Below are 4,101 nucleotides of genomic sequence, written 5' to 3'. Positions count from 1 at the left end.
ATCCTCTTCGCGGAGCCATATTAAATTTGGTAATTATGCCTTAGATGGGTACACCCGTTCCCATACCGAACACGAAGGTTAAGCATCTAGGGGCCGATAGTACTGCATGGGAAGCTGTGTGGGAGGGTAGGTTGTTGCCAAGTAATATGGATCTTTAGCTCAGTTGGTTAGAGCAACCGGCTCATAACCGGTAGGTCCGGGGTTCGAGTCCCTGAAGGTCCACCATATTTGGGGGTATAGCTCAGCTGGGAGAGCACCTGCCTTGCACGCAGGGGGTCAAGGGTTCGAATCCCTTTATCTCCACCAAAGACACTGTAGATACAGTGTCTTTTTTTTATAAAATTTTATGATATAGATGTTACAATAATCTTTTAGACTAAATTAGATACTTGATTTAATAGATTTTAATTATAGAATATTTTATGAAGTATATTTTATGAAGTATATAAGTTCTAATAAATAAAATTCATTAATACTCTCTAGTATAATCTAGAATTGTAACTAAATCTAATATATAAACTTTATTAAAATTTATATATAATTGTTGTATAACATATGAAATAATTATAATGATTATATAAATATAGCCTATAATGATAAATTTTCTGATTAGTATGTTAAAATAAAAATATAAATAGTATTTATATTTTTAAGTAAAACTAAATATTTAGAAATATTTTAAGTATATGGAGGGAGGAAAGATAGAGATAAAATCTCTATTTTATATAACTATGAATATATTAATAACTAATGATGATGGAATTACAGCTAAAGGCATAGAGATTATTGCAAAGAAGCTTCAAAAGTCACACAATATATTAGTAGTAGCACCTGATAGTCAAAAAAGTGCTAGCAGTCATTCCATAACATTAAGAAGTCCTCTTATGGTAAAAAAAGAAAAAATAGAAGGTGTAGAAGCTCCGTGCTTTAGTGTAAGTGGTACACCTGTAGATTGTACTAAAATTGCTATAACTACTATTGCTAAAGAAAAAATAGATATAGTAGTATCAGGCATAAATGATGGATTTAATTTAGGTACAGATGTGATATATTCAGGAACTGTATCTGCAGCTGTTGAAGGAGCATTAAATAGAACACCTGCAATTGCTTTATCCTGCGATGGTAATGAAGAAAGTTATGAAATTGCAGCGGATTATGCAGAAAAAATATTAAATGAAATAAAAAGTGAAGATATTGGGAATACAGTGTTAAATGTAAATATTCCTTCTATAAATAAAGAAAAGATAAAAGGATTAAAAGTATGTAAAATAGGTGAAAGAAATTACAATAATGTATATGTTGAAGTGGAGAAAAGCGATAATCATGTAGTATATAAAATCACTGGTTCACCTGATGATGCATTACAAGATGATACTGATGTAGATATGATTAAAGAAGGATATGTAACAGTTACTCCACTACATTATGATTTAACAAACTTTAATCTAATAACAAGGATAAAAGGTATATTAGAAAAATAACTGGTATATTATTAAAAATTTTTAATAGATTATTAGTAATTATTGATATTAAAGGTTTGACTAGGGGGATGAAGTTATGAAGAAACCATACGTATTTACACCAGGCCCTACTAATGTAAGAGAAAATGTAAGATTAGCTAGGGCAGTGGAAACTACTAATCCAGATTTAGATAAGGATTTCTATGAATTTTATAAAGAAACCTGTAATAAGATGGGGGAAGTATTAAGTACTAAAAATGATGTATTTATATTAAGTGGTGAAGGCATATTAGGATTAGAAGCTGCTTGTGCTTCACTTACAGAGCCTGGTGATAGAGTTCTAATTATCGATAATGGTGTGTTTGGTGAAGGATTTGCTGATTTTGTGAAAATATATGGTGGAATGCCTGTATTGTACTCTGTGGATAGAAAAAAAGAAATAGATGTTGAAGAGCTAAGAACTTTTCTTGACGGGGATAATAACTTTAAATATGCTACTGTGGTTCATTGCGATACACCATCAGGTGTACTTAATGATATAAGTAAAATTTGTCCAATGCTTAAGAAGTATGGAATATTAACAGTAGTAGACAGTGTTGCAGCTATGGGAGGAGAGCCTATAAAAGTAGGTGAATGGAACATTGATATTGCCTTAGGAGGATCTCAGAAGGCTTTTTCAGCCCCACCAGGATTAAGTATTGTTACTATTAGCGATGATGCAGATAAAGCTATAAGAGAAAGAAGAACTCCAATTATAGGGTTTTATTGCAATTTAACTATATGGAAGGGATATTATGAGAAGAAATGGTTTCCGTATACTATGCCAATAAGTGATATATATGGGCTTAGAGTTGCTGTAGATAATATACTTGAAGAGGGTATAGATAGTGTACACAATAGACATAGGCAAATTGCTTTAGCTACTAGAAATGCACTAACTAATCATGGGTTAAAACTTTATTTAAATAGTGGTTTTTCATCAACTGTAACGGTAGTGGAGCCACCACAAGGTATAGAAGCTAAAGTATTAATTAATCATATGAGAGATAAATATAATTTGTTAATTTCAGGATCTTTTGATTATCTTGAAAATAAAGTTATTAGAATTGGTCATATGGGTGAAAATGCTATAATGGATAAAATTATATTTGTTTTAAATATTCTAGATAAAGCTTTAAAGGATTTAGGATACAAATCAGAAACTAATCTTGTAGAAGAATTTAACAGGTGTATTATGTTATAATATGATATTGTATAAGGCTAATTAACTACGATAAATAGTTAATTAGCCTTATATTATTTTAGATATAAAAGTGCTAAGGAGTATGTAGAACAAGGTATGGGTATAAGGTTATATAACAGATATTGCGTATTAAAATTACTAAATAGTTATTGGAAAAAGGAGACTTAATTTATGAATCTTTTAATTGTTGGCGATATACATGGATGTTATTATACTTTTCGAGAATTATTGGTCAAATACTGGAATGAAGAAAACGATATTTTGATTCAAGTTGGAGACATAATAGATAGAGGAAAGTATTCTCCTGAAACAGTAAGGTATTGTAGAGAACTATTGTTAAAATTCCCCAATAATGTTGTGTTTCTCAAAGGTAATCATGAGTATGAAATAATAAAGCATTATTATAATGGACCAAATGATAATTGGTTGAGGCAATGTGGAAAAGAAACTTTAAAGCAATATGAAAGTAGCAAGCTTAATATAGAAGAAGATATAAGTTGGTTTTTAAAAATGCCTATATATTGGAGTAATGAGAAAGTCTTTGTAAGTCATGCTGGTATTGCAAAATACTGCATAAATCCATTTAATGAAACAGATGAGCAAAGTGTAATTTGGAATAGAAGTGAGTTAAAAAATATCGGAAGATTACAAGTAATAGGGCATACTCCTTGTAAGGATAATGAACCTATTTATAATGAAGCAAGTAATAGCTGGAACATTGATACAGGATCAGGGTATGAAGGAAATTTGACAGCAATACGATTAAGTATGGAAGGAAAGTTATTAGAAGTTATAAAAATGAAGACACTAAAAATGGATGGACCTATATAGGTACTTCATACCTTTAATATGTTGTATATTAATTATAATTAAAAAATAGTTTAATTGTAGACTGCATCGTTTATATGTGGTCTATGTATGAAATAAGTGAATACAATCTGTTAGCGTATGCTACATTATATATTTAAAGGAGCAGTTCTATTATGGAATATTATATGGCTTACAATGAAAGATATAAAATATATAGAATAAACTCTTAACTATATAACGGATGTTTATTAACAGTATACCTATATACTTCGTATATATAAGGGAATTAGCAATGTAAATTATTTTGAATTCAATATACTATACCTTGTGTATCAATATAAGAAAATAAAAGTAAATATAAGAAATATAAAGATATATTAAAATAAACTATAATTATAGTAAGCTAACATTATATTTGGTATGATAAGTATGATAAGATAAGTCATGTCGCTGAGTGATGCGACAAAAAACAACAAAAACTTAAGAAAAAAAATTCTTAAAAAAGTTGTTGACAGATAAGAAATTATCTAGTAGAATAGTAAGAGTCGTCGGGAGTAACCGATGAAAATAAAAACCAAATGGTCTTTG

Annotated in this window: 3 protein-coding genes, 2 tRNA genes and 1 rRNA gene; all 6 read left to right on the top strand. The window is 29.5% G+C overall.

Translation table 11 applies throughout. The features are described 5' to 3' along the window. Positions 1–25 precede the first annotated feature (25 nt). Positions 26–143: ribosomal RNA gene (gene rrf / locus B3W71_RS09415) — 5S ribosomal RNA — on the top strand. A gap of 5 nt (positions 144–148) precedes the next feature. After that, a tRNA-Ile gene (locus B3W71_RS09410) sits at positions 149–225 on the top strand. 5 nt (positions 226–230) lie between these two features. Next, positions 231–306: transfer RNA gene (locus B3W71_RS09405), tRNA-Ala, on the top strand. A gap of 425 nt (positions 307–731) precedes the next feature. Beyond that, complete coding sequence (gene surE, locus B3W71_RS09400; RefSeq protein ID WP_346888681.1) at positions 732–1,481, top strand: 5'/3'-nucleotidase SurE; 750 nt, start codon at positions 732–734, stop codon at positions 1,479–1,481. Positions 1,482–1,557: 76 nt separating this feature from the next. After that, positions 1,558–2,703, top strand: coding sequence for an alanine--glyoxylate aminotransferase family protein (locus B3W71_RS09395; RefSeq protein ID WP_346888680.1), 1,146 nt, complete (start codon positions 1,558–1,560; stop codon positions 2,701–2,703). 171 nt (positions 2,704–2,874) lie between these two features. Beyond that, complete coding sequence (locus B3W71_RS09390) at positions 2,875–3,534, top strand: metallophosphoesterase family protein (RefSeq protein WP_346888679.1); 660 nt, start codon at positions 2,875–2,877, stop codon at positions 3,532–3,534. Positions 3,535–4,101 lie beyond the last annotated feature (567 nt).

Source organism: Clostridium sp. UBA1056 (assembly GCA_002316385.1).
Classification (GTDB): domain Bacteria; phylum Bacillota; class Clostridia; order Clostridiales; family Clostridiaceae; genus Clostridium_J.
This window is presented reverse-complemented; position numbering and strand designations above follow the sequence as displayed.

Bases quoted from the DNA above. Each gene is read 5' to 3' on its own strand.
- B3W71_RS09395 (WP_346888680.1), top strand. From the start codon at position 1,558: ATGAAGAAACCATACGTATTTACACCAGGCCCTACTAATGTAAGAGAA.
- surE (WP_346888681.1), top strand. From the start codon at position 732: ATGAATATATTAATAACTAATGATGATGGAATTACAGCTAAAGGCATA.
- B3W71_RS09390 (WP_346888679.1), top strand. From the start codon at position 2,875: ATGAATCTTTTAATTGTTGGCGATATACATGGATGTTATTATACTTTT.